This is a genomic window from Aeromonas sp. QDB31, assembly GCF_027707605.1.
GTDB lineage: Bacteria > Pseudomonadota > Gammaproteobacteria > Enterobacterales > Aeromonadaceae > Aeromonas > Aeromonas media.
On record NZ_JAPCIX010000014.1, the window covers coordinates 1 to 23,503 of the forward strand.

Sequence of the window (23,503 nt, forward strand, 5' to 3'; positions counted from 1 at the left end):
TGCTGTCTTTACGTTCACCGCTTGGCATCAGCCTTGCCATGAACACAAATAGTTGGTTGCGGGGGCCAGATTTGAACTGACGACCTTCGGGTTATGAGCCCGACGAGCTACCGAGCTGCTCCACCCCGCGTCCGAATTGTACTGCCTTCATCACTGCGCACTACCGAGCAGAGGTAGTTTGCTGTCTTTACGTTCACCGCTTGGCATCAGCCTTGCCATGAACACAAATAGTTGGTTGCGGGGGCCAGATTTGAACTGACGACCTTCGGGTTATGAGCCCGACGAGCTACCGAGCTGCTCCACCCCGCGTCCGAATTGTACTGCCTTCATCACCGCGCACTACCGAGCAGAGGTAGTTTGCTGTCTTTACGTTCACCGCTTGGCATCAGCCTTGCCATGAACACAAATAGTTGGTTGCGGGGGCCAGATTTGAACTGACGACCTTCGGGTTATGAGCCCGACGAGCTACCGAGCTGCTCCACCCCGCGTCCGTATTTTTTCGAAGTGGCAGAGCAGTAGCCAGTTCGAATCGTCTTCATCAGCTATCACCCGAAGGTTGTCGTCGATGTCGACACTCAGATGGTTGCGGGGGCCGGATTTGAACCGACGACCTTCGGGTTATGAGCCCGACGAGCTACCGAGCTGCTCCACCCCGCGTCTGAGGTCGCCAATAATAGGCTCCAACGCTGAGATTGCAAGTAATTATCCTAAAAAAAGTTTACCAGGGGATTAAACCATCACATGTTGTGTTCTTTTGCAACAAACCGTAGTTTTTTCAGTCAACTAGGTGCCGACCTTGCCACTCAAGGCCCTCGCCTGCCAGGCTGCGCTACCGGCTCCGGCGTGCCACATACCCCTCTCTATGTATGAAAAAGCCCGCATCTATACAGACGCGGGCTTACTCCCTGGCTTGCCACTGTGCGACTCAGGCCAGCTGGTGCAGCACGCTGGTCGCCGCTATCTGGGCGATGATGAGACCGCACAGGGTCACGGACAACACCACGGGGGCCGTCTCCTGCTGCCGGTAGAGAGGGCTGAACCAGAGCAGCAGGGCGGCAATGAGCAAGCCCGCCTGGGTCAGCACCCCGGGGATCAGGGCATCGAGCCCGGCGCCATTGTCCTGCCCGCTCACCAGCACCGCCAGCCAGATCAGGCTCAGCATGGCGGCCAACAGCCCCGCCAGCGGCAGCAGCAGGTTGAATGCCTGCAGGCGGTGGCGGGCACGCAGCAGCATCAGGTGGGCAAAGGCCGAGCCCAGCAGCACCATCTGCAGCACACCATTCAGCCAGCCCTGGATCTGCAGCAGACCCAGGCCATAGAGAGCGAGCGGCATGGCGGGCAACCACAGCAGGGTGGCGGGAATGGCACGCTTGCCCTCGAGGCGGGACTGGGCCAGGGAGAGCACTATCCCCAGGATCAGGGCGGCTCCCCCACACCAGGGAAGCCAGCCGGTCACCCCGGCTTCAATTCCCAGCATCAGGGAGAGGCCGGTGATCACCCAGATGGAGAAGAGCTGGTTGGTGATCCGCGAGCGCTGGCCCGGGCAGAGATCCCCGCGCCACAAGACGATCCCGAGCGCGATCAAGGCCCCCAGGGCCATCAGGCCGGTCAGGGAAAAGAGCCAAAAAGGAAGTTGGACGAACATAGGGTCTCCGGCAGCAAAAATGAGGGGCGAGTATACCCAAACCCGCCCCTATTCCCAACGCCTGCGAGACTAGCTCTGGCCGCGGGCCAGGGCGACCACTCGCGCGAACATCTGCTTGAGCATGAGGGGAATGTGTTCGCTGCCAAGGCGCTCCGCCTCCTCCACCACGGCCAGCGCCATGCCGGGCTTGCTGCGGTGATGAATGGCCTTGGAGATGATGCGCCCGGCGTTGAGGGTGGAGCGCCCACCGACACCCGCCTCGCGCCGAAACACCGCCTCGAATCCGTTCTGGTAGAGGTAGTGCTCTATGTCCGCCGAGGGCAGCTGGGTCAGCCGGTCCCGTTCACGCTCCCCCTTGAGCAGGGAACGAGCCGAGCTCGCGTACTTGGCGCCCGCCTCGTCACCGTCGGTGAGCAGGTGCCACTCGATGCCGAAGTCGCGGGCCACTTTGATGAGAGGGGCCTGACCGCACTGGGCAAACTCGATGATGCGCACCCCCTCCGCCCGCAGGCTGTAGCCACAGATCTGGGCGAGCTCGGAAAGCAGCCAGATCTCTGTCTCCCCCTCCACCAGCAACCAGCAACGGGCAAACATCGACATGGGTCTGTTGATGCGCACGTGGAAGGCGATTTTGCGCAGGTCATCGCTGCTGTAACGTTCCCCCCCCAACTGGTGGCAGAGGATGTCATGCTGGCGGCGCACCAGGCGGCGCACCTGATTGAGTGGCAGGGAAGAGAGCAGATCCCCCGAGTTGGTGGTGAGCAGCTTCTGACCGGGCAACTGCTCGAGCAGGCCCCAGGCCAGTGCCAGCATGGTGGGGTGCAGGCGACTCTCGGGATCTTCCAGCATCAGGATGGGCCTGGCCCCCTCCTCCAACTCGCGGTTGCCGCGGGCATGGAGCAGCATGGCGGCCATGCCCGCCATGGCCAGTTGCAGGGCCCGGTTATCGGCATTGCGCAGCAGCACCTGCAAGTTGCCGGGATTGCGCAGGGTCATGGGGCGATTGACTATCTCCCGCTGGCTGCGCGGCTTGTGCTTGATGGGGGCCAGGGCGCTGAAGTAGTGCTCCATCAACTGCTGTACCGCCTGCAGCGCCTCTTTCAGCTCGGGTTCGCCGATGCGCTGGGGCTCATCGGTCAGCTTGCCGGCGAGCTCCCCGAGTCGCTGCTCGGAGAGATCGTCCCAGGGCAGCCGCTCTATGCCGTCGCGGGCGGTACGGGCATCCCGCAGCCGGAACACCGGGTTCATGGTGATGAGCAGCCGTACCAGCTCTTCGTTGTTGTCGATGGCCAGGCTCTTGCCAATGCCATCGAGAAAGTCATGGGTGCTCTGCACGCTGCCGTCGTCCTGCAGTTCGGCGCTGGCGCGATAGTGCACCCGGTGGAACTTGTCCTTGTGGGGGATCCAGGCCGAACCCAGGCGCGCCAATCGGCGGGAGTGTTGGCACATCTGGGGGCGGTACTCGCTGAAGGTGAGCACCAGTTGCAGGGTGCGCGACGGGCTCAGCTCGGGATCTTCGGGCTGATGGAAATCATCGCGACTGAATTGATAGGGTTCGGCATCCCCCAGCAGGCACCAGAGGGCACGCAGCAGGCTGGACTTGCCCCAGGCGTTCTCACCGATGAGAACCGTGGTGTGATCCAGCCCGAGCGAGAGCCGATTTATCCCGCGAAAACCTTTGACTTCAATGCGTTCCAGAAACATGCGGCCATATCCAGTCCATCCTGATGGCGCAATAGTGGCAAAGTTGCCGGAAAAATCCTATCGGGTCTTGGGGTTTTCAGCGGGAACTGTGAGGCACTGCGGGTTCGGGTGGGGTGGGAACAGAGAGGCGGTCTTGCGGAGCATTCCAGTGGCTGAACCAGAGGTGGCGGGTGCGGGTCTGACGTTTGCGATGATTCAATGGGCATTCCTTTTTGTGGGTAAGAGGCAGAGGGTACACCTCTTTTACCCAGAGTCTCAGCGTTATCTGTGACAGGAGAATGACAATTGTGCGCGCCACTGCCCCGGGCTCAGGCCAAAGGCCTCCCGAAAACGATTACCAAAGTGGGCCTGGGAGGAGAAGCCGCACTGGGCGGCAATGCTGGCCAGGGGATCGCTTCCTGCCAGCAGCTGCTTGGCCCGCTGGAGCCTGAGCCCCAGCAGGTAACGATGGGGCGGGCAGCCCAGGCTCTGGCCGAACATGCGGGCAAAATGGTATTCGCTCAGGCCAGCCTCCCGGGCAAGATCGCTCAAGGTCACGGAGTCCGCCAGGTGAGACAGCAGGTACTCCTGCACCCGCCGGACAACGACGGGCGCCAGGCCGCCCCGCACCTCCGGCAGGCTGGGCGCCTCCCGGGTATGGTGACGGTAGGCGTGCAACATCAGCATCCAGGCGCCGTGGGAGAGCGCCATGCGATCGACCCCGTGCTGCCAGTCCAGCTTCATCAGCTGTGCCTGCACCAGGGCCGCGGCCTGGGGATCCTCGATGAAGGTCTTGTCCTGCAACACCAGGTGGCGCCCCTCCTTGTCGCACACCTGCTCGGCGATGCGGGTGAAGTGGGCGGGAGTGAAGTAGAGGTGGAAGAAGCGAAACTCCTCGCGTACCAGCCATTCGGATCTGTGGTGATCGGGCATGATGCACACCTTGCCGGTACCGCCATGGCCGCCGGGACCGTCGAGGCGCTCGGTCTGCTCGCCCCCCTGCAGATAGACGCTGATGGTGTGGTGACCCGGCTTGTGGTAGCGGGTCTGATCGTAGCGGTTGCGCCAGCTGGCCACCCCGAGCCCGGGCTCCAGCCAGCAGGAGTCCTCCAGCCGCGCCCCCGTGCTGACCAGGGCATCAAACACCCCCGCCTGTCGTCTCTGCTGCACCTGTCTGCCCCATCCTTGTTCCCGTGCCGTCATCTTATCGCGGCGGCTCGCCAAGCGCTGCTGCCGGCCACAAAAAACCGCAAGATGGTGCAAGCCAGCTCACGCCGTCCGATCCATGCTGATCCCCATGTCACTCTCCTTTTCATCGGATCCGCTCATGAATCTCCTGCTGTATGTTTCCACCGTCCTCATCTGGGGCAGTACCTGGATCGCCATCGCCTGGCAGCTCGGCCCCATTCCCATCGAGGTCTCGGTGCTCTATCGCTTCGCCCTGGCGGCGCTGGCGCTGTTTGCCCTGCTCACGGTGAGCGGCAGGTTCCCTCGCCTACCCTGGGCGGGTCAGCGTTATGCGGCCCTGCTCGGCGCCCTGCTCTTCTCCACCAACTTTCTCTGCTTCTATCACGCCACCCTCTATATACCGAGCGGTCTGTCGGCGGTGATCTTCGCCAGCGCCAGCATCTTCAACGGCCTCAACCTCTGGCTGTTCGAGGGCAAACGCCCCGGCCTGCGCTGGTTGCAGGGGTCACTGCTGGGCCTATTTGGTACCCTGCTGCTGTTCTGGCCCGTGCTGGCAGATGCGCAACTGGGTGCAAACGGCTGGAAGGGGCTGCTATTCGCCTGCGGCGGCACCCTCTGCTTCTCTCTCGGGAACCTTGTCTCCGCCCGTGGTCAGCGTCAGGGTTACCAGGTGTTGCAGATGGTGCCCTGGGGCATGGTGTACGGGGTGGCGCTGCTGCTGGGCTGGGTCATGGTGCTCGGTCAGTCGCTGACCCTGCCGACCGAGCCCCGCTACCTCGCGGCCATGGTCTATCTGGCCATCTTCGGCTCCGTCATCGCCTTCACCGCCTACCTCACCCTGGTGGGGCGCATCGGCGCCAGCAAGGCCGCCTATGCCACCGTGCTGTTTCCCCTGGTAGCGCTCAGCCTCTCCACCCTGTATGAGGGTTTCGTCTGGCAGACGGTCTCCATCATGGGGGTGGTGGTGAGCCTCATCGGCAACCTGGTGATCTTCGCCCCGCCCGTCAAGACGTGGCGCTGGCCGTTATCGAGGGCTGCAAACGGTACTTGCCCCTGATGCCACCAGCCCCTAAGGTAACGGCTCCCTACAGAGGATGACCGGAGAGACGATGTTACTGGAAGGGCTGGAGACACTCTGCCTGCTGGCGAGCGAGGGCACCATGGCCAAGGTCGCGAGCCGCCTCTATATCAGCCAGTCGGCGGTGAGCAAACGCATCACCCAGCTGGAGCAGCGCCTTGGCAAGCGGCTCATCGAGCCGGATGGCCGCCAGATCCGGCTCACCCCCCAGGCCCGGGAGCTGCTCGCCCGGGTAGCCCCGAGCCTCGCGGAGATGAAGGGGGTGCTGGCGGACAGCCAGACCCTCACCGACAAGACTCCCTTGCCTGTCGCCTGCTCCGAGACCCTGCTGGCGGGCTACCTCGCCCGCTTCATGCACGACTACCTGGGCCGGGATCCCCACCTTGCCCTCTCCACTCACCATACGCCGGTGATCCTGACGCGGGTACGCGGGGGGGACGCCCTGCTTGGCATCTGTGCCGGTCGCCTGCCCCCCGGTCACGGCCTGTGCGCCGAGCTGCTGCTGGAAGAGCCCTTCTATCTGGTGGGGGACGATGGGGATGAGGTGGTGCAGCCGGATCATCAGATCGCCTTGCAAGCAACATTGACTGGCAAGCTGAGCGAGGCAGAGGTGAATGAGGAATTATTGGCGCAGGAGAAGGTGCGCAAGATACTCACCATGGATCTGGAGAACCCCTCCAATCGCTATCTGCGGGATCCCCTGGCCGCGCTCGGGTTGGTGCCGGCCATGGAGCTCGACTCCTACCTGGCGCTGATCGAGCTGGCCAAGGCCGGCATAGGCCCCGTGCTGTTGCCGGCCGGTCTGCTGGCCCTAGTGGGGGCTCAGGGGAAACGGGCGCGCGCCCTGCCGGGGCTGGCGCGCCCACTGCACCTGGTCTATCGCCCAAGCAGCCTGAAACGGGCGCGCATCCAGCGGTTGGTCGAGGAGATCCGGGCCCATTTCGCCCGGGTGAGCCAAGGCTAGAGCTGACTCAGACCAGCCAGCTGAACAGCTCGGGGTACTGACTCCACACCAGCTTGGCGGACATCACCAGGGAGACGGTCACCAGCAGCGGCTTGATGAGCTTGACCCCTTTCTTGAGCACCAGCTTGGAACCGAAGCGGGCCCCGATGAACTGACCCAACGCCATGCAAAAACCGACGCTCCACACCACCTTGCCACCGAGGGCGAAGAACAGCAGGGAGGCGATATTGGAGGTGAAGTTGAGCAACTTGGTGTGGGCCGTGGCCCGCGCCATGCCAAAGCCCGCCAGCGCCACGAAGCCGATGGCAAAGAAGGACCCGGTGCCGGGACCAAAGAAGCCGTCATAGAAGCCGACCCCGCCCCCCACCAGCAGGGCAAACATCATGGGGGTGAGGCGGCGCTGGCTCTCCGCATCGCTCACCCTGGGGGAGAAGTAGAAGTAACAGGCAAACGCCACCAGCAGGAAGGGCAGCAGCCGCTCCAGAATGGCGGCGTCTATGGTCTGCACCACCAGAGTGCCGAGGGCCGCGCCGATGAAGGTGCAAATGACTGCCGGCCAGATGATGCCCCACTCCAGCAACCCACGGCGGGCATAGAACCAGGTGGCGGAGAAGGAGCCGAAACTGCTCTGCAACTTGTTGGTGCCAAGCACCAGGGCGGGCGGCATGCCGGTGGCGAGCAGGGCCGGCACCGTCAGCAGGCCGCCGCCTCCGGCGATGGCGTCGATAAAGCCGGCGATGAGGGCGACCCCGAACAGGGCAACCAGGGTGAGCAGTTCCAGTTCCATCCATAAACCTCGTGTGATGTGGCCACCTGCGGCAATCCCGGGTGTCCTGTTTGAGCACAATGCAGGTCGCTATCCTAACGGGGGCGGGCTCATGAGGCTAACGAAACAATGGCAGCCAATTGATTCCTGATTTTCATCAATGAGACCACTGCCTTGCCATCGGCTGCCAAAGCGAACGGCGCAGTGGCAGGCGATCGATCCAATGCCTGATTTTCATCAATAGGTCGCCACCTTGGCATCGACCGCCAAAGTGAACGGAACAGCAGCAGGCGGTCAGTCCAATTCCACCCACTCTTGATCACAGGCGCGGCGCTTGGGGTGATCAGCTTGTCCGATGATGCCCGTCCCCTGCCTTCGTCATGCTGCCGAGTCGGTTAAACCCGCGTTGCCACGCTGGCCTCGCCCCTCTCCACGGCAGGCCCGGCCACCCCTCTGTTGATCGCCTCAAAAGCCTGTAACAGCGAGCTTTCATCCTCGCCCGGAGCCCGATTCACCCGACCCGCCATATAGCGGCTGCTGAACAGGGTTAAACCAGCGCTGCCTCGCCCCGCTCGGCAACCTCCCCCTTGATCGTCTCCAGGGCCTGCAACAGCGAGGTCTCGTCCTCGCCCGGGGCCCGGCTGACCCGGCCCGCCATATAGCGGCTGCTGAACAGATTGAACCAGTGCTGCAACGCCTGCCCTGCCTGCAGCTCCCCGGCCACCTCCAGCACGCAGGCCGCCACCTCGGCGGTACACAGATGCTCATCGCAGTGAGCGACCCGCATGCCATAGGTGGAGAGCGCATCCGGCCGCACCGACAGCACGGGGAAACCATCCAGATAGGGGCTCATGTTGAACATCTTGCGCGCCTCGGGCCAGGTGCCGTCCAGCAGGATGAAGAGCGGCTTCTTGCCGGGGGCCAGGACCACCTGCTCGGTCACCCGGGCCGGGTTCTTCTCGCAGGCGGGGAACACCACATAGGGCTGCCAGGCGGGATCCGCCAGCAGGGCCAGCAACTCGGGATGGGGCTGGGTGCGCTTCCAGAGAAAGGCCCAGGTGGTCTGGGGCAAGACATCGGCGATGAGACGGCCGGTGTTGGACGGCTTCATGGGCTCGCTGTCATACATCAACAGGCAGAAGCCCGCCTCGGCCTTGAGCTCGGGGCGCCACTCGCAGGCACACCAGGCATGACGCAGCTGGCAGGCCTCGCAGCGGGGCACGCTGCCGCCACGGGCGAGAAAGGGACGGGTTGAGATGCTCTTGCGCCAGATGCGCAGGCGATTGACGGCATGATCGGGGATGGGCTTCATGGGGCGCGGCTCGGCGACAGGGTCTGCGGGAAAAAGGGGGCAGATTGTAGCGGGCGGGTCTGCCGGGAGCAAGGTGCGCGGCATCTGCCCAGCCAGACGCACAGGCCCGACGCACCGCTCTATACTTGGTCCTCATCCCATCATCCCATCATCCCACGCACGGGAAGGCCGATGGGACAAGGAGGACAAGATGGCAGAACCAGACATGGCCAGAGAGCACGCCCTGGCCGAAGGATCCACCTTTACCTGGCACGAGCTCTATGTGCCGGACGGCGAGGCCGGGATCCGCTTCTACGCCGAGGTGCTCGGCTGGGAGAGTCAGCTCATGGAGATGGAGGGGGGCAACTACCCCATGCTGGTGGTCAACGGCCGACCGGTGGCCGGGGTGCAGTCCACCCGGGACAACCCCCAGATGGCTGGCGTGCCGCCCCACTGGGCGACCTACATAGCGGTCGATGACGTCGATGCCAGGCTGGCCAAAGTGACCCGGCATGGCGGCAGCCTGGTGGTGCCCGCCATGGACATCCCCACCGTCGGGCGCATGGCGCTCATCGCCGATCCGCAAGGGGCACACATCTGGCTGTTCACACCCTTCCCCGGGGATTGCCAGCAGCCCTGAGGACCATGCAACACCGCAGAAACGACAGAGGGGCCCTTGGGCCCCTCGCTTATTGACATGCCTTGTCGGCACCCTCAGACGGGGCGCAGGTTCTGCTCGAGGAAGGCCGCGAAGCTGTGACCGTGATGCTCCAGCAGTTTCGGGAACATGGAGATGGAAGTCATGCCCGGGAAGGTGTTGATCTCGTTGAGCAGTATCTCGCCATCCTCGGTCAGGAAGAAGTCGATGCGTGACAGATGGGTCAACTTCAGCTGGCGGAAAGCCTTGAGGGAGTAGGCATGGATGGCGTCAGACTGAGCCTGGGTCAGGCCTTCGGCCTTGAGCGCGGTCTCGGTGTGGCTGGCGCTGCTGTACTTCTCCTCATAGGTGTAGAACTTGTCCTGAGGCACGCAGATCTCCCCGGGATAGGTGGCCACCAGCTCGTCACCGTACTGGTAGACAGCCACTTCCAGCTCGCGGGGCTTGACCGCCTTCTCGATCAGCACCTGCTCGGAGTAACCGAAGGCATCCTTGATCCCTTGCACCAGCTCCGCCTCGTTGCTGGCGGAGTAGCAGCCCACGGATGACCCTTGCGAGGCCGCCTTGATAAACACCTTGCCCCACTTGGCCAGCGCGGCTCTCGCCTCGGCGAGCGCCGCGTCGCCCTGCTCGGTCAAAAACAGATAAGGGGTGTTGGGGATGCCGATGGCGGAGAGCCACAGCTTGGTGCTGATCTTGTTGAAGCAGATCTTGCTCGCCTCGGCGTCACACCCCAGATAGGGCAGGCCCGCCAGCTCGAGGAAGGATTGCAGATCGCCGGTCTCACCCGGATAGCCGTGGATGCAGGGCACCACGTAGTCCACCGGACGGGCCACGCTGTCAAAGGAGAGCAGCTTGTCCAGCCCCAGCTTGCACTCGCGGCCGTCGGCACTGAGCCAGCGGTCGGCGAACATCTCGACCCGGGTCACTTCGACCCCAGGCAGAAGACCGAGCTGTTGTTCGAGGAAATTGGCACTGCGCAGAGAGACTTCGTGCTCGGCGCCACCGCCGCCGCACAGCAGCAAGACATGCATGTTCTTCATTAGATGTGATCCCTTGGGAGAAGCGGCTTCGTCATGGCCGGGGAAAATCCGGCTGCGCGACCTGCGCACCAAACAACGGGCGAAGCCAGATACGAACATAAGTGCGGCCAGTGTAGCAAGGGAGAGGAAGCCTTGTCAGCCGATGGGGACGCCATCCCCCCATACTGACCCGTAAAAAGCGGCGCCTGTGTCAAAAACGGGACGAAACGGACTCAGCGAGGGGGATCGACCCGCCCGGCGCCATTGCCATTGACCCGAAACCAGCCGGCGATGCTGTAGCGCTCCTCGCTCGCGGGCAGCACCTCGTGGGGAAACTCCTCCGACAGGAAGAGCACCAGGCGCCCCCCCTTGGGGGAGACATCCATCAGAAACTGCTCGTCGTTGTCATAGACCCGCAGCACGCCCCCCGCCTGGGGCTGCCAGCCGTTGTTCAAGTAGAACACCGAGGTGAGACGGCGGTTGGATCGCCCGGCAAAGGCGTCGCGGTGGGTCGCATAGAAGTCGCCGCGGCGATAGCGCGCGAAGTGGGCCTCGTAGTCGAACAGCCCCAGCATCAGGTTGCGATTGGCCGCCAGACGCAGGGACTCCATGCGGGCCAGATAGTCGGCCACGGGGGCGCCCTGATCGGGATCCAGCCAGTGGATCTGATCCCGGCGGATTTCCGGGTTGCCCTGATGCAGCCCCTCCCGCCCTATCCCCGCAGGTTGCCACTCATCGGGCAGGCAGGCCCGCAAGGCATCCACCTCGGCGGCGGTTAAGAAATCATCCACAATCACCCATCCCCGGGTGTAAATGGCATCCATGACGGCTTGATAGTCCAAGATTGACTCGCAGCGAGTGGAGAGAGTGCGCTTTGTAGCGACTTCCCCCTGTTGGCACAAACCGGATTGCTTCTCTTGAGAAGTCCCGCCATCAATAGGATCAGTCGTGGTTTCCCCTTGCCCCGCCGCTCCGGGCCCGTTAACGTGCAAGCAGCGCCCGACACGGGCCTTCCCCTTGCATCCACGGCCCAGGAGAACCCCATGCCCTTGCCCCCAATTCCCCTGCAACGACTCGATGGCAGCGAGTTCCCGAGAGACGCCTTGCAAGGGAAGGTCCTGCTGGTGGTCAACGTGGCCAGCCGCTGCGGCTTCACCCCCCAATATACCGGGCTGGAGGCCCTTCATCGCCAGTTTGGCCCGGCGGGACTGGTGATCCTGGGCTTTCCCTGCGATCAGTTCGGCCACCAGGAACCCGGCGATGCCGAGGAGATAGCCCGCTTCTGCCAGGTGGATTACCCGGTGAGCTTCCCCCTGATGGCCAAGTGCGAGGTCAACGGCGAGCAGGCCCACCCCTTCTATCGCTGGCTCAAGCAGCGAAAGCCCGGACTGCTCGGCAGCGAGGCCATCAAGTGGAACTTCACCAAGTTCCTGCTCGATCGGGAGGGCCGGGTGGTGGACCGCTTCGCCCCCCAGACCAAGCCCGAGGATCTGGCGGGGGCCATCCAGGCGCTGCTGTGAGCGGGGCACCCCGTGCGACAGGCTGGCGTGGCCCCTCTCCCATCAGTTGGCCGCCCCTCGGTGTTCCGGGTCCTCATTCGTGACGCCGTTACTGCGTGTCTTCGTCACTTCTGCTATATTACGCGCCCATTATCTTTTTCGTGTCGTAGCGCCCGCGGGACGGGCCTGAAGGGATCAGGCCGTGTCCTGACCCGCTACCCACCTTCTTCCATGTCGTGACGGGCCAAGGCTGCCGTCACCCGTTGAGCCCAAGGCTCGGAGTTTCTCTCGAACATGTCATTCAATGAACTGGGTCTGTCACCGCACATCCTGCGGGCCGTCAAGGAGCTGGGTTACGAACAGCCCACCCCCATCCAGCAGCAAGCCATCCCGGCCATTCTGGCCGGTCAGGACGTGCTGGGCGGCGCCCAGACAGGGACAGGCAAGACGGCCGGTTTCACCCTGCCCATGTTGCACCGTCTGCTGGCCAACCACGGCCGTGGCGGCCGCCGTCAGGTCCGCGCCCTGGTGCTGACCCCGACCCGGGAGCTCGCCGCCCAGGTGGGCGAGAGCATCATCAAGTACGCCCATCATCTGCCGTTCCGCACCCTGATCGCCTATGGCGGCGTCAGCATCAAGCCAAACCTGGACGCCATCAAGCTCGGGGTCGACATCCTGGTCGCCACCCCGGGCCGCCTGCTGGATCTGCTGACCCAGGGGGCACTCACCCTGAGCGCCCTGGAAGTGCTGGTGCTGGATGAAGCAGATCGCATGCTCGACATGGGTTTCATCACCGACATTCGCCGCATCATGAATGCGCTGCCGGAAGAGCGTCAGACGCTGCTGTTCTCCGCCACCTTCTCAAACGACATCAAGGCGCTGGCAGACGATCTGCTCAATGACCCCACCCTGATCGAGGTGGATCCCAGCAACACCGCCGCCGATCAGGTGACCCAGCGCGTCATCCAGGTCGACCGGGAACGCCGTCGCGAGATGCTCTCCCACATGATCGGCCGTGGCAACTGGCAGCGAGTGCTGGTGTTCGTGCGAACCAAGCAGATCGCCGACCGCCTCGCCCAGCAGATGCAAAAGGATGGCCTCAATACGGTCGCTATTCACGGCGACAAGAGCCAGGGTGCCCGCAACCGGGCGCTGGCCGATTTCCGCGAGGGCAAGGTGCGGGTGCTGGTCGCCACCGACATCGCCGCACGCGGCCTGGACATCGATCAGCTGCCCCATGTGATCAACTTCGAGCTGCCTCAGATGGCGGAGGATTACATCCACCGCATCGGCCGCACCGGCCGCGCCGGCCGTGGTGGCGAAGCCATCTCCCTGGTGAGCCAGGACGAGCTGGGCCAGCTCAAGGATATCGAGGCCCTGATCGGCCAATCCCTGACCGTGGAGATCATGGAAGGGTACGAGCCGAGCGGCAAACCGAGCCGCCAGACCCTGCCAGGCAGCAAGCCGGTGCAAAACCCGCCCCGTGCCCGCGGCCATGCCAACGCCAAGAGCAACAATGCCAAGGGCAAGCCTGACGCGGCCAAAGGCAAGGCCAAAGGGGACGGCCCCAAGAAGCCGGCCCCGGCTCGCAAGCGCGAGGTCGTGGGGGAAGACATCGGCTTCACCCCCATGCGCCGCCTGCCCAAGGCCCAGCGGGACGACTATCAGGACAACTCCAGCGAGGAGTGAGGCAACCCCCTGCCGACCTGACACAAAAAAACCGCCCACTTCGGGCGGTTTTTTATGCTCTGGCGCCCTTATTCGGCGGCCAAGGCCATGTGCAGCAGGGGATAGGGCTTGCCCTGACCATCCAGGGGGGAGCGCCCCGTCACCCCGAACACCAGATGCTGGCAGGTGGCGGCCAGCTGACCCTCCACCTCGGCCACCAGGATCCGCACCCCGGGCTCGGCCAGCAGCTGCCTGAGCGCCGCCCTCGCCACCGATGGCGTCAGCACGGGATCCCGGGGCCTGAGCTCGGCGTAAAGGCCGAGCAAACCCGCCAGATCCTGCTCCCTGCACGCTCTGATCACCACCATGGTAACCCTCCTGATCTTCGGTGTGCCCCAGCGCCGCCCTATGCGGATCTGGGGGCAAACATGATGATGGCCATGCCCGTCAGGGCGACCCCGGTGCCGACCCAGTCCCACAGCGTGGGTCTGATGCCATCCACCGCCCAGAGCCAGAGGATGGCCACGAAGATATAGACGCCCCCATAGGCGGCATAGACACGGCCGGCGGCGGTCGGATGCAGGGAGAGCAGCCAGGCAAAGAGGGCAAGACTCAGACCCGCGGGCAGCAACAACCAGGGGCTTCGCCCCTGGGTCAGCCACAGATAAGGCAGATAGCAGCCGACGATCTCGGCCACCGCGGTGATCAGAAACAGCCCGATCGTTTTGAACTCCAGCATCATGGGTCTCTAGCAGGGGTGCGACAGAGGCTGAATGTTAAAACAACTCATGACGGTATGTCAGCCCGGCGCCGTAGCTGGCGAAGAGGAAGAGGTGGCAAACCTTCCCCCACGGGCGCGGGGGAAGGAAGAGATCAGCGAACCCTGACCGCCTGCAACAGGGCAGAGACATCCGGGCCAAAGGTGCGGCAGCGAATGGCTTCGCGAATATCCGCCTCGCCGTAACGGCTGGCCGGGTAGACCACCACGCAGGAAGTGTCACCAGGCGCGAGGAAGTGGGTCTCGCCGAAGGGGGTGTAGCGGGTGGCCCCTATGCTGATGAGCGCATGGGCCGGGTGCCCCGCCTGGGCCAGCAGCCCCTGGATATGCTCAGCCGGGCCCTCATCCTGCTGATGGTTGAACTTGTCGATGGCCCAGTCGAGCAGCTGCCGATGGAAGTAGCTGTAATCCACCGCCGCACTGTCAACCCCATAGGGATGCAGCTCGCCATCCCGTTCCAGGTAACAGGCGATGCGATAGTCGTCTAGCTCGCAGCCCGGGGCAAAACTGCCAAGGGGCAGCAGAGTGGCCGCCAGTCCCTTGCTCTCCTCCCCCCAGTTCTTCTTCTCGCTGATCTTTTTGGCGTTGGGGCGACGGATGGAGCAGTCGTTGTAGGCGCCGAACGCCTTGGGATGGATGGCCACCACCTGCTCCCCTGCGTACTCCAGCTCGCACCAGAGCGCCACCTCGGGTTCGATTTGCACCTTCTCGTCACCGCTCACCGCCGCCTCTGGCAGGAAGATGGCCTCACCGCTCAATGGGAAGACGCCGAGCTGGCCCGGATGATCCGGCACATAGAAGGGGAACAGCGCCTTGGGGGCAACCTTGTCCGCGACCTTGACGGCGACGAAATCTGCCGCCTCCCCTGCCTGCTCCAGATGGCCGGCGAAGTTGCCCGCCACCCCCAATCCGATAAAGCGGTTCAATCTGGTGATCTGCATCTGTGGCTCCATTGGCGCGGCCCGGGCCGCCGCCTCGTTGTCGATGTTCAGGGCGGCAGCACTACCGCCAAAGAGGGAGCTTATTAGAGCACAGCCCCCAGGCGGCGCCCAGTTGCCCGGCCGCAAGCTGTGCACCAGGGCGGATTTTCCCTCACCAGATGGTCATAAAGAGAGCAGTCGGCGCCAGGCTGTGATCCCGGTGCTTGGGCGAGCCCCGCGCTTTTGCTAGTCTGCCCTATTCATTTTCCGTTTGGGTGCCGGTGCCGAGCCATGACCACACATTTTCAGGGTCGCTTCGAGGTGGAGTTCAAATACCGCCTGGCGGATAGCGCGGCCTTCCTCCGTGCCCTCGAGTCCCTCGGCCCCGAGGTGATGGTGGCGGACAATCATGAGCAGGACTGCTACTTCGACACGGCGGACCGCGCCCTGGCGAGGGAGCAGAAAAGCCTGGTGATCCGCACCATGGCCCCCTCCGGCATCCGGCTCTGGATCGTCAAGGGACCGGGGCCCGATCGCTGCGAGGCGGTCAATATCACGGATTCGGACAAGGCCATCAGCATGGTGTGCACCCTGGGCTACCAGCCGGTGCTGACCATCGACAAGCGGCGCAGCATCTACTTCCTTGGCCCCTTCCACGTCACTGTGGATCACCTTGCCGGGATCGGCGATTTTGCCGAGCTCGCCATCATGACCGACGAGGAGACCGCGCTGCCCGTCTACCGGGAGCAACTGCTGGCGCTGGCCACCCGGCTGGGGCTCGGCCCCGAGATGCGGGAAACCCGCTCCTATCGTACCTTGTGCGAGCAGTCAGCCCACCTTCTACAAGAGGAATCAGCCCCATGATCGACAAACTCGCCTGGCTCACCTTCAAGGAGGGGCAACTGCTCTGTGCCCGCTCCCACGGCAAGGCCCTCTACTACATCCCCGGCGGCAAGCGTGAGCCGGGCGAGAGCGACCAGGCGGCCCTGGTGCGCGAGATAGCGGAGGAGCTGGCGGTCAGCCTCAAACCCGAGACCCTGCGCCTCGCCTGCGAGTTCAGCGCCCAGGCCGACGGCAAGCCGCAAGGGGTGAATGTCAATCTGCGTTGCTACACCGGCGAGGCTGACGGCAGCCCCACCGCCTCGGCGGAGATCGCCGAGCTACGCTGGCTGGACAGCCGCCATCTGGATGACATCTCGCCGGTCTCCCGCCTGCTGTTTCAATGGCTGGCAGAGCAGGGCTTGATCCGTTAGGGAGATGACTCGTGGACAGCCTTTTAGCTCCGGCTGACAGAGCAAGATTGAACCGTTAATCCCGAATTGATTGGCAATGGAATACAAGAAGAGGAGTTTCAATGGAGATCCTTGAGGTCGATAGCACCAGAGGCATCAAGCCTGCGCTGATCACCCTGCTGCAAGATTGCGTGGCCAGTGGCGCCTCGGTGGGCTTCTTGCCTCCCCTGCAGGAAGAGCGGGGATTGGAGTACTGGCAAGGTATCGAAGGGGAGCTGGCCGACGGAGTGCGCAAGCTCTGGGTGGCCTTCGATCAGCACCATCTGGTAGGCGCCCTGCAGCTCTCCCTGTGTACCAAGGCCAACGGGGGCCACAGGGCCGAGGTGGAAAAGTTGATGGTACACAGCCAGGCACGCGGCAAGGGGGTGGGCCGCGCCCTCATGAATGCCATGGAGCAAGGAGCCCGCGAGGCCGGGCGCACCCTGCTGGTACTGGATACCCGGGTCGGTGACATCGCCTCCACCCTCTACCGCCAGCTGGGCTACCAGGAGGCAGGCCAGATCCCGAACTTCGCCAAGAGCGCCGACGGCACCCTGGCAGCGACCCAGTTCTTCTACAAGCAGCTCTGACGGGCACGAGCCTTCGGCCCAACGAAACCAGCCCCGGGCCGGTCTCGTGAGCACGACGCATCGTGGACAAGAGACAAGGCCCACTCTTAGCCTTCAAGGATGGTTTGTAACTTGAACCATCCTTCCCATCACCTTTCGATGGAGGCCTCCCGCTCGTTTCCTGTCTTTCCTGCCGCCCAGGATGGCCAGCATCCTGCAGACCCAATGCATGGTCGGTGTCGCCGCCGGTAATGCTGTTTTCTCCACCTTCAATCACAGCCACTGCCCGCCGTTCGGGCTCAGCCCCTTTTCACCACGCTGCGCGCTCCTGATAACGCACAGTTGTAGCAACCACACCGTGATAAACGCCAAGATGACGCACATGTGCTCAATATCGCTCCGGCGCGGCACTCTCGACACATCGACCCGGGTGCCTGCACTTTTCCAGAGCTGGTGACAGCCTTCGACCAGCCAGCGCACCACCCGCAGTCGCGGATGATATCCCTTAATGCATCGGGGAATAGCTGAAATCACCCTTTGCTTTCCCAAGCGGAGATGGTCGATGGCCGCGCTTGCCTGTCAATAGACCAGCCGGCACCCTAGGGACAGGGGAATCTCGGCGTCCTTCGCCACGTCCGGATGCTGGTTTTGCACCATCAAACCAGCGGAGGGATGATACGGATCTGTACAGGGGAAAAACCGGCTATTCTCGCTCATGCGAGCCCGATATCAGCATATCCCGATCCATAACCAGAACGGTGCAGAGGAGGCTATCCATCGTTGAATTCAACCCGGTTACGGCCATTCCTTTTCGCAGCATACAACGCATCATCTGCCCGTTTGAGTATTGAGCTTAATTCTGTATCCTGATGCAGCAGCGATGAAAAACCTATACTGGCGGTTAATTTTATTGGTGCCCCATCATAATAAATGACCTGTGCCTCAATAACTGCCCGGATATTATCAAATAAGTCTGCATGATTGTCAGGAGGGTGACCCGTAATAATCATTGCAAATTCTTCACCACCAATACGGGCAAAGATATCCTCGGCTCTCATGTTTTTCTTGACAACATTAGCGACTTCTTTCAAGGCGTAATCACCGGCATCATGGCCATATTTGTCATTGAGGCTCTTGAAATGATCCAGATCGAGTATACCGATGGCCAGAGGTATATTGGTCGATTTGGATATCATCAGCCTGCGCTCACCCTCACTCATGAAGGCCCTTCGGTTTGCCGTTTCTATCAGGTAATCTGTCGATGCCTGCAATTCCATCTCGGTAAATTGAAGATGCAATTTTATATTAAGCGCAAGCCAATTCGCCAAACATTGCAATATTATTGCATGTTCAGAGGTGTAGTAGGCTTTCTCCCGATGCGCTACATTTAACGTCCCTATGCACCCTACTCCCTGTATCATTGGCGCATCCATGCAACACCCCATGCCATACCGGGACAATATATTACAATCCAGATCACTGGATTGGCTCAGGTCATCGCATATGGTCAACATGCTGGTTGAAAATACTCGTCCTACCATAGTGCCCTTTATCGGCACCAGAGATTCCATTGGTATGGCATTGCTTCCCATCACGGAATAAAGTTTCAAAGAGGTATCATTTTCCTTGATTGTTATGCTGGCCCGCTCCGCAGAAAAAAGATAGAAAATCCAATTATCCATGACATTCAATACATCCTGAAGTGACGCTGCCTGGGTAAGATCCTGGATAAAAGAAACGGGGATATTGATATTCTTGTCGGGGCCGATTTCAGATAAGAAATTGGGGTCGAATGTTCGTTCATTATACATGTACACCTCACACTGCTTTTTATTACTATTTGGATTTGCAGCTTTCAGGAGTCCGGATAGCAGTCACTGACATCTCCATATGCTCCTGCTCAAGAGTATAACAACTAACAGTGATCTGAAATGTTTGTTATATGCCTGCCATTTTTGAGCAAATAGCACCCCATTAACTACATCATTGACATTAATGGCAAGGATCAGTTGAGAACGTATCTCACCTTTAGCTAGGGTATTCAGTGAACTGATTGCCGACATGTTCCCGTCAATGGCCATTGATACCGAACAGAAGTCCGCGCATATCGGCGACAACCCGCTCTCGCAGCCCCCACCATCGCGCGGATCAAAATCTCGGGATCCTCCAACCGGAAAAAGGACCCATGCTCCTCCCCTCGTGGGGTGCTCAAGGATGCGGCGCCTGTCCCGGGCAAGGCAATCAGCTATGCCCCATGGATGATCCCCATGGAAAAGGCGCCCGCAGGCGCCTTGATGATGGATGTCGGGCTCGCCCTCAATAGGCCAGACCGGCACCATAAGGGTAGAGCGGGTTCGCGGAGTCCTTCGCCACGTCCGGGTGCTGGTTTTGCACCGCCTGCCAGCTGGAGGGCAGCTCGAAGGGCAGCTTGCCACTGGCCTTGGCCTTGCCGCTGATGACGTCGAACAGCGCCTGATCCAGGGCACCGAAGTTGGCGAGCAGCACCTGGGCTGCCGGTGCCACCTCGGTCAGGATGGCGGGCCTGTCCAGATAGACGGAGAGCACCATGGGCACCCCGGCCTGCGTGATGGCCTGGATGGCGGCGTACTCGTCCGCCCCGCGGTAGACCCCCTCGTGGGCCGTCTCCTGCACCACCTGATCGGCGCTGGCAAAGCCGAGCTGGCCGAAGTGGATGCTGCCAAACGGGAAGCGGGGATCCTGCTCACCCGGGGCATTGACCCGCACTATGGCGAGATCGGCCTGGGCCAGCTCAGTCACTACGGTGTAACCGTTAGCCGCGGCCACCTCGGCATTGACGTTATGCAGGTAGACCCGCTTGCCGTCGGCCTTGAGCGGCAGCAGGGATCCCTCGTTCTTCAGCAACACGTGGGACGCCGCCTGGGCGGCCTGGGCCTCCTGCTGGAACTCGGCCTTGCCCACCAGGGCCACCGCGGCCTGGGTATCCACATAGGGGTTCTCGAACAGTCCCAGGGCGAACTTCTGTTCCAGGATCCGCTCGGCCGAGGTGGTGATGGCCGCCTCGGTCACCAGGCCGCTCTGCACCGCCGCCAGCAAGGGAGCGGGATCTTCCACGCCGCCGAACTGATCCACCCCGGCGTCGATGGCCTTGGCGTAGCGTTCGGCCTTGGTGAGCTTCTCCACCCCCCAGGACATGCCAAAGGGCACTGTCCAGGGGCTGACGCCCGCCGTCACCTCATCCTGGGTCAGCCCCTGCTCGCAGCGGCTGTCGCAGTCGTTGACGATGCCCCAGTCGCTCAGCACCACGCCGTCGAACTTGAAGTGGCCCCGCAGCAAGTCGGTGAGGATCTGGCGGTTGAAGCCAAAGCCCACCTCCTCGATGGTCTGCCCTTCGTAGGTCAGCCCCTCGGGCAGGGCGTAATAGGGCATCACTGCCCCCACCCTAGCCTCGAAGGCCCCCTCGAAGGGCACCAGGTGATAGGCAAACTGGCCGCCCGGGTAGACCTGCTCCTTGCCCCAGGGGTTGTGGGCATCCAGGCCGTTTTTCTGAGGACCTGCCCCGGCGAAGTGCTTGACCACGGTGACCACGCTCTCCGGGCCTATGCCGTCGCTCCCCTGCTGGAAGCCCTCGATGTAGGCCTTGACCAGGGATTTGGCGAGCAGGTTGTCCTCGCCGAAGGTGCCGTTGATGCGGCCCCAGCGCGGCTCGGTCGCGAGATCCGCCTGGGGCGAGAGGGCCTCGTGAATGCCGACGGCCCTGTACTCCTGACGGGCGATGTCGCCAAAGCGCTGCACCAGGGCGGCATCGCCGATGGCGGCGAGCCCCAGGGTCTCGGGCCACTGGGAGAAGGCCCCGGCGCCTATGCTGGTGGCGTTGGGATCATGGGTGAAGTGGTTGCGGGGATCCGTGCTCACCGTCATGGGGATGCCGAGCCCCACCCCTTCCAGCAGGGCCTGCAGCCGGTTGTTGTCGTCGGCGATGGCCGCCGGATCCCCCGCCATGCGAGTGATGTAGGTATTGACGCCATCCTCACGCAGCATCTTGTCCATGGCGGTGAGGTTGACCCGCCCGTCTGCGTCCAGCACCAGGGTGCCGTGCATCATCAGGCCCGCCTTCTGGGCCAGGGAGAGCCTGCCCACCAGGTCCCGGGCCCGCTCGGCGGCTCCGAGGCGCCAATCTTCATAAGGTGTCAGGGTGCCGCTGCCATCGAGATCCTTGAATTGCAGGCCGTCCTGCTCGATCAGGCTGACGGTGCGGTGGCCCAGGGTGGGCTGCGCCGGCTTGGGGGTGGAGTCGTTGTCATTGCACCCTGCCAGCAGCAGGGCCCCTATGGTGAGGGCGACGCGGGTTCGGGAGAGCGAGTGGTGTTTCATTATTGTTATCTTCCTTGTGTGTGTAGGAGTGGCCACTGTATGCAAAATCGGCCCGCCTCACTTGCCCTGCGGGTGCAGGGAATTGCCGGTTGGGAGCAAGTTCGAAAAGTGTGAAAAGGGTTGCAGGGTTACCCTTGGTTACATTTCTGAAACATGAAGCCGAACCTGGCTCACGGCAATTCATGGCCGTTGGCGGATGATGGTGGGCCACCGCCGACAAGGATTTTCGCCGTGAAGACAGTCTCCAACCGGATAGCCCTGCACTGCCTCAACCACTGGCAGAGAGAGGGCAGGGATCCGGCCCAGCTCCTGCAAGAAGCCGGTATTGCCAGAGAAGAGCTGCTGCTCCCCCAGGGGCGGATCGACGCCCAGCGCCACTTCCGGCTGCTGACCCGGGTCGCCCCCCATCTGGACATGTCCCACAAGTGGTCGCCCCCTTCGCTCGCGGGGCTCTTTGCCGACTACCTGCCGCTGGCGAGCCTCTGCTGCAACGCCGCCACCCTGCGCCAGGCCCTGCACTTCTTTCTCGCCTACCGCCCCCTCATCGGCGAGTGCGATAGAATCGTCCTGCGGGAGGAAGAGGGAGAGGCCAGGCTCAGTTACCACTCGGAGTCCGATCACCCGGACGTGATCGCCATGAGCAGCCTGGCCAACCTCGGTCACCTCTATGCCCTGCTGCAGTTCTACCACCCCGGCCAGGGCCAGCTGGTGCTGCCCACCCCGGTGCGGCCCAAGCTGTGGCGCGAGCTGGGGGCCTGGCTGGGGGAGCGGCTGCAACGGGGAGAGCGCTTTGAGCTGCGCTTCCCCGCGGCCTTGCTCGATCTCGCCCACGGCGGCTGCAACGGCCCCCTGCAACCCCTGTTGCTGGGGGAGCTCGACGGCCAGATGCGGCTGCTGCGCCCGAGCAGCCACTACAGGGAGCGGGTGCTCGGGCTCATCCGTCAGCGGCTCTGGCAGGAGAGCGTCGACTCCCCCACCCTGCTGGCGGGGGTCTGCGAGGCCCTCAGGCTGACCCGCTGGACCCTCAACCGCCACCTGCGCGAGGAAGGGTGCCACTTCTCGGCCCTACTGGAGCAGGTGAGAAGGGAGGAGGCCTGCCGGCTGCTGCAAGACCCTGCCCTGCAGTTGCAGGAGGTGGGCGGGCGCCTCGGGTTTGCCAGCCAGAGCAGCTTCACCCGCTTCTTCAAGGAGGCATTCGCCCTCTCCCCCAGCGAATACCGCTCAAGGCGCAGCCGGCTCTGACCCCTCGACCAGGGCCCTGGCGAGCAGCTCCGCCAGCCAGTGGATGAAGAGCTGGACCCTGGGCGCCAGCTGGCGGCGATGGGCATAGAGGGCGTGGATGGGGAGCGGCGGCGCCTGCCACCGGGGCAACAGACTCACCAGCTCGCCGCGCCCAAGCAGCCCCTCCACCCCCACCCTCGGCATCTGTATGATGCCAAGCCCCGCCAGGGCCGCTGCCAGGTAGGTCTCGCTGTCGTTGACCATCAGGGCCCCGCCATCGGCAAGAGGGCGCGGCTGCCATCCTCCAGCTGGTACTCGAACCCCGGCTCGCTGCGCCCCTGCCCGGAGCCATAATGGACCAGCCGGTGCCCGGCCAGATCCGCCAGGGTCTGCGGTACCCCGTGACGGGCCAGGTAGGCGGCGCTGGCGCAGTTGATCTGGCGATAGTGGCCAAGGGGCCGCGCCACCAGGCTGGAGGGCTTCAGCGCCCCCACCCGCACCACGCAATCAAACCCGTCACGCACCAGATCCACCCGCCTGTCCGTGCTGCTCAGCATCAGCTGCAAGTCGGGGTGCTGCGCCAGGAAGGCGGGCAGCGCCGGGATCACCAGATGGCGCGCCATCCGGCTTGGCATATCTACCCGCAACTGCCCCGAGATCTGACCCCCCTGGCGAAACAGGCCGTTAAACTCCTCCATGTCCGCCAGCAGATCCCGGCACCTGGCGTAGCAGAGCTGGCCATCCGTGGTGAGCTGCACCCGCCGGGTGGTGCGCAGCAGGAGCCGGGTGCCCATGCGCTCCTCCAGCCTGCGGATGGCGGCGGAGAGGGTCGCCTTGGGAATGCCCAGTTGCTCGGCGCAGCGGGTGAAACTCTCGAGTTCGGCGACCCGCACGAACAATTTCATCGCATCCAGTTGATCCATGGCCTG

21 protein-coding genes, 4 tRNA genes and 2 pseudogenes are annotated in these 23,503 nt (G+C 63.1%); 9 read left to right on the forward strand and 18 right to left on the reverse strand.

Annotation, left to right across the window (positions count from 1 at the left end; translation table 11 throughout):
• Positions 1-53 precede the first annotated feature (53 nt).
• From PG898_RS14185 to PG898_RS14220, 8 genes are all read right to left on the reverse strand, one after another.
• A tRNA-Met gene (locus PG898_RS14185) sits at positions 54-130 on the reverse strand.
• Between the two features lie 102 nt (positions 131-232).
• Positions 233-309 (reverse strand) — tRNA-Met (locus tag PG898_RS14190).
• 102 nt (positions 310-411) lie between these two features.
• Positions 412-488: transfer RNA gene (locus tag PG898_RS14195), tRNA-Met, on the reverse strand.
• A 92-nt stretch (positions 489-580) separates the two neighbouring features.
• Positions 581-657, reverse strand: a tRNA-Met gene (locus tag PG898_RS14200).
• A gap of 268 nt (positions 658-925) precedes the next feature.
• Entirely contained in the window at positions 926-1,645 is a 720-nt protein-coding gene (locus PG898_RS14205) for a hypothetical protein (RefSeq protein WP_270824297.1), read from the reverse strand.
• Positions 1,646-1,714: 69 nt separating this feature from the next.
• Positions 1,715-3,349, reverse strand: coding sequence for an ATP-dependent endonuclease (locus PG898_RS14210; protein ID WP_270824298.1), 1,635 nt, complete (start codon positions 3,347-3,349; stop codon positions 1,715-1,717).
• 76 nt (positions 3,350-3,425) lie between these two features.
• A complete protein-coding gene (locus PG898_RS14215) occupies positions 3,426-3,548 on the reverse strand; it encodes a hypothetical protein (RefSeq protein ID WP_264160698.1) in 123 nt (40 codons plus the stop codon).
• Between the two features lie 62 nt (positions 3,549-3,610).
• The gene (locus PG898_RS14220; protein ID WP_404801057.1) at positions 3,611-4,531 is read right to left on the reverse strand and encodes a helix-turn-helix domain-containing protein; all 921 of its coding nucleotides are present in this window, start codon (positions 4,529-4,531) and stop codon (positions 3,611-3,613) included.
• Positions 4,532-4,655: 124 nt separating this feature from the next.
• Here PG898_RS14220 and PG898_RS14225 point away from each other — a divergent pair, with 124 nt between their 5' ends.
• Positions 4,656-5,573, forward strand: a complete 918-nt coding sequence (locus PG898_RS14225) for a DMT family transporter (RefSeq protein ID WP_042648116.1) — start codon at positions 4,656-4,658, stop codon at positions 5,571-5,573.
• Positions 5,574-5,625: 52 nt separating this feature from the next.
• Positions 5,626-6,558: a LysR family transcriptional regulator gene (locus tag PG898_RS14230; protein ID WP_270824299.1), complete on the forward strand. Its 933-nt coding sequence runs from the start codon at positions 5,626-5,628 to the stop codon at positions 6,556-6,558.
• A 7-nt stretch (positions 6,559-6,565) separates the two neighbouring features.
• Here the strand turns inward: PG898_RS14230 and PG898_RS14235 are convergent, their stop codons facing one another.
• Both PG898_RS14235 and PG898_RS14245 read right to left on the reverse strand, forming a co-directional pair.
• Complete coding sequence (locus tag PG898_RS14235; protein WP_270824300.1) at positions 6,566-7,345, reverse strand: TSUP family transporter; 780 nt, start codon at positions 7,343-7,345, stop codon at positions 6,566-6,568.
• A gap of 526 nt (positions 7,346-7,871) precedes the next feature.
• Positions 7,872-8,636 carry a tRNA-uridine aminocarboxypropyltransferase gene (locus PG898_RS14245; RefSeq protein ID WP_270824301.1) on the reverse strand — a complete coding sequence of 255 codons (765 nt, stop codon included), beginning with the start codon at positions 8,634-8,636 and terminating at the stop codon, positions 7,872-7,874.
• Positions 8,637-8,826: 190 nt separating this feature from the next.
• Between PG898_RS14245 and PG898_RS14250 the strand changes: the two genes are divergently transcribed.
• Positions 8,827-9,255, forward strand: coding sequence for a VOC family protein (locus tag PG898_RS14250; RefSeq protein ID WP_139751619.1), 429 nt, complete (start codon positions 8,827-8,829; stop codon positions 9,253-9,255).
• 74 nt (positions 9,256-9,329) lie between these two features.
• Here the strand turns inward: PG898_RS14250 and PG898_RS14255 are convergent, their stop codons facing one another.
• Complete coding sequence (locus tag PG898_RS14255) at positions 9,330-10,316, reverse strand: D-alanine--D-alanine ligase (RefSeq protein WP_139751622.1); 987 nt, start codon at positions 10,314-10,316, stop codon at positions 9,330-9,332.
• Between the two features lie 212 nt (positions 10,317-10,528).
• The gene (locus PG898_RS14260; protein ID WP_042648122.1) at positions 10,529-11,137 is read right to left on the reverse strand and encodes a 2OG-Fe(II) oxygenase; all 609 of its coding nucleotides are present in this window, start codon (positions 11,135-11,137) and stop codon (positions 10,529-10,531) included.
• Positions 11,138-11,338: 201 nt separating this feature from the next.
• Here PG898_RS14260 and PG898_RS14265 point away from each other — a divergent pair, with 201 nt between their 5' ends.
• Both PG898_RS14265 and PG898_RS14270 read left to right on the forward strand, forming a co-directional pair.
• Positions 11,339-11,815 (forward strand): glutathione peroxidase, encoded by a 477-nt coding sequence (locus PG898_RS14265; RefSeq protein ID WP_270824302.1) that lies wholly within the window; start codon positions 11,339-11,341, stop codon positions 11,813-11,815.
• Positions 11,816-12,088: 273 nt separating this feature from the next.
• A complete protein-coding gene (locus tag PG898_RS14270; RefSeq protein ID WP_005329315.1) occupies positions 12,089-13,483 on the forward strand; it encodes a DEAD/DEAH box helicase in 1,395 nt (464 codons plus the stop codon).
• 148 nt (positions 13,484-13,631) lie between these two features.
• On the opposite strand, the pseudogene PG898_RS14275 reads toward PG898_RS14270, so the two are convergent.
• The 3 genes and pseudogenes from PG898_RS14275 to PG898_RS14285 all read right to left on the reverse strand — a co-directional run.
• A pseudogene (locus tag PG898_RS14275) lies at positions 13,632-13,830 on the reverse strand (GNAT family N-acetyltransferase); the annotation flags it as partial.
• 38 nt (positions 13,831-13,868) lie between these two features.
• The gene (locus tag PG898_RS14280) at positions 13,869-14,201 is read right to left on the reverse strand and encodes a YnfA family protein (protein ID WP_043129774.1); all 333 of its coding nucleotides are present in this window, start codon (positions 14,199-14,201) and stop codon (positions 13,869-13,871) included.
• A gap of 134 nt (positions 14,202-14,335) precedes the next feature.
• Entirely contained in the window at positions 14,336-15,181 is an 846-nt protein-coding gene (locus PG898_RS14285) for a DUF5718 family protein (RefSeq protein WP_005329304.1), read from the reverse strand.
• 270 nt (positions 15,182-15,451) lie between these two features.
• Here PG898_RS14285 and PG898_RS14290 point away from each other — a divergent pair, with 270 nt between their 5' ends.
• The 3 genes from PG898_RS14290 to PG898_RS14300 all read left to right on the forward strand — a co-directional run bounded on the left by PG898_RS14290 (position 15,452) and on the right by PG898_RS14300 (position 17,021).
• Positions 15,452-16,024: a class IV adenylate cyclase gene (locus PG898_RS14290; RefSeq protein ID WP_270824303.1), complete on the forward strand. Its 573-nt coding sequence runs from the start codon at positions 15,452-15,454 to the stop codon at positions 16,022-16,024.
• On the forward strand, positions 16,021-16,413 hold the full coding sequence (locus PG898_RS14295) for an NUDIX hydrolase (protein WP_263686329.1): 393 nt from the start codon (positions 16,021-16,023) through the stop codon (positions 16,411-16,413). The genes PG898_RS14290 and PG898_RS14295 overlap by 4 nt, the downstream gene beginning before the upstream one ends.
• A gap of 101 nt (positions 16,414-16,514) precedes the next feature.
• Positions 16,515-17,021, forward strand: coding sequence for a GNAT family N-acetyltransferase (locus PG898_RS14300; protein WP_042648525.1), 507 nt, complete (start codon positions 16,515-16,517; stop codon positions 17,019-17,021).
• Positions 17,022-17,770: 749 nt separating this feature from the next.
• Here PG898_RS14300 and PG898_RS14305 read toward each other — a convergent pair.
• A complete protein-coding gene (locus tag PG898_RS14305) occupies positions 17,771-18,811 on the reverse strand; it encodes a sensor domain-containing diguanylate cyclase (RefSeq protein ID WP_270824308.1) in 1,041 nt (346 codons plus the stop codon).
• A gap of 505 nt (positions 18,812-19,316) precedes the next feature.
• Positions 19,317-21,353, reverse strand: coding sequence for a glycoside hydrolase family 3 protein (locus PG898_RS14310; RefSeq protein ID WP_270824310.1), 2,037 nt, complete (start codon positions 21,351-21,353; stop codon positions 19,317-19,319).
• Between the two features lie 231 nt (positions 21,354-21,584).
• On the opposite strand from PG898_RS14310, the gene PG898_RS14315 reads away from it, so the two are divergent.
• The gene (locus PG898_RS14315; RefSeq protein WP_226169320.1) at positions 21,585-22,595 is read left to right on the forward strand and encodes a helix-turn-helix transcriptional regulator; all 1,011 of its coding nucleotides are present in this window, start codon (positions 21,585-21,587) and stop codon (positions 22,593-22,595) included.
• On the opposite strand, the pseudogene PG898_RS14325 reads toward PG898_RS14315, so the two are convergent.
• Positions 22,575-23,497 (reverse strand): annotated as a pseudogene (locus PG898_RS14325) (LysR family transcriptional regulator). The gene PG898_RS14315 and the pseudogene PG898_RS14325 overlap by 21 nt on opposite strands.
• Between the last annotated feature and the right edge of the window lie 6 nt (positions 23,498-23,503).